Annotated in this window: 3 protein-coding genes; 1 reads left to right on the top strand and 2 read right to left on the bottom strand. The window is 65.5% G+C overall.

Annotation, left to right across the window (positions count from 1 at the left end):
• Positions 1-983: Bcr/CflA family efflux MFS transporter (locus WBB95_RS20485; protein WP_424489237.1), on the top strand; the 983-nt coding region annotated here is incomplete at its 5' end.
• Here WBB95_RS20485 and WBB95_RS20490 read toward each other — a convergent pair.
• On the bottom strand, positions 953-1,261 hold the full coding sequence (locus tag WBB95_RS20490; protein WP_424489238.1) for a DUF971 domain-containing protein: 309 nt from the start codon (positions 1,259-1,261) through the stop codon (positions 953-955). The two genes, WBB95_RS20485 and WBB95_RS20490, sit on opposite strands and share 31 nt — an antisense overlap.
• Positions 1,258-1,776: HEAT repeat domain-containing protein (locus WBB95_RS20495; protein ID WP_424489239.1), on the bottom strand; the 519-nt coding region annotated here is incomplete at its 5' end. The genes WBB95_RS20495 and WBB95_RS20490, both read right to left, overlap by 4 nt.

The following is a 1,776-nucleotide window of genomic DNA, read 5'->3' on the forward strand; positions in this document are numbered from 1 at the left end:
ATGCCGGGCTGGTGATTTTTGCCGTGGCCAGCGTGGGGTGTGCATTGGCCCCCACCATCGAAGTGCTGATTGGTTTTCGCGCCCTGCAGGCCTTCGGCGCGTGTGCCGGGATGGTGATCCCCCGCGCGATTGTTCGTGACCTGTATACCGGCCATGAAGCCGCACGCCTGATGGCGTTGCTGATGCTGGTGATGAGTGTGTCGCCTATCCTCGCGCCCTTGGCCGGCAGCGTGGTGATCTCGATCTGGAGCTGGCGCGAAGTGTTCGCCGCGCTGGCGATCGTGTCGGTGCTGTGCCTGGTGATGACCGTTGTGCAACTGCCGGAAACCCACCCGGCCGAGCGTCGCCTGGGCAAGACTATTGGCACGGCGATCCTCAGCTACGGCGCGCTGTTGCGCGACCCGGTGTTCATCGGTTTGGCGGTGGTCAGCGGTTTCGGCCTGGCGACATTCTTCGTGTTCATTGGCAGCGCGCCGTTCGTGTACATCGAATATTTCGGTCTGACGCCCACGCAGTTCAGCCTGTGTTTTGCCCTGAACGCCGCGTCGTTCTTCACCATGAGCCAGCTCACGGCGCGCCTGAGCGCACGGTTCGGTTTGGCGCCGGTGATTCGCTGGTCGGTGATCGCTGTTGCGATCGTCATGACGTTGCTGGCAGTCACCACCGTGTGGGGCAACCACCTGGCGTTGATGATGACGCTGCTGTTTATCGGCTTCGGTTTCCTTGGCCTGTTACTGCCAGCCGCCGGCGTGTTGTCGCTGGAAGATCATGGTGCCGTAGCCGGTTCCGCGTCGGCGCTGCTGGGCGCGATCCAGATGATCACCGCCGCCGTGTCCATGACCCTGGTCGGTGTGTTTGCCGACCACACGCCGGCGCCGATGTTGATTGGCATTGCGCTGTGTGCCGTCGCGGCGATGCTCGTCACCGTGTGGACCTTGCGCCGCCTGCCCGCTCATCTGGCGAGTGCCCCGCCCTCCTCCTGATCGCTGCCCAATTGCGCGAGGTAAGCCCACGGGTAAATGCCGCGCTGGTGCCCGTCACTGAACACCAACTGCACGCCATACCCCTGCGGGTGAATCTCCACCACCCGCACCGCGTCTGATACCCGCGGCGGGCTACCGCGCAGCCGAAACGCGCGGCACTGGGAGCACGGGCACTCGCGGCGCAGTCGAGCATGATCAATCCACTGCGCGCCGTCTGCCCAGCCCACGCGCAGTCGCCCATCCGTTCCCTTACCGATGCTGTGCGGCGCGCCGATCATTGCAACTGCGCCAGGGCAATGCGCACGGCTTTGCGTACTTCCGGGTCACCATCTTCGGCAGCGTCGCGTAAAGCTGTCAGCGCTTGTCGATCACCCAGTTCCCCCAACGCGAGCGCGGCTTCCTTGCGCAGGTTGCTGATGCTGTGGCCCAGGGTCTGCATCAATCCCGCTAACGCCGGGGCATAGCGCAGGCGCCCGAGGCTGCGGGTCGCGCGCAGGCGCACTTGCCAGTAATCGTCTGCCAGCGCTTGAACCAATGCCTCACCGGCGCTGGAGCTGCCGACTTTGCCCAGCGTCGTCGCCGCTTCTTCGCGCACTTGCCAGGCCGGGTCTCGCAACGCATGGAACAGCGCCGGCAACACGCGCTCATCGCTGGCCAGGCCCAGGGCCCCGGTGGCGGCGCGCCGGGCTTCGGTGTCGATATCGCCGCTGGCCAATACGGCCAATGCCTCCAGGGCCGGTAGGTGTTTGAGCCAGCCGAGCACGCCCACGGCTTCACGGCGGATGCCTGCGTC

Source organism: Pseudomonas sp. (assembly GCF_049645325.1).
Lineage (GTDB): Bacteria > Pseudomonadota > Gammaproteobacteria > Pseudomonadales > Pseudomonadaceae > Aquipseudomonas.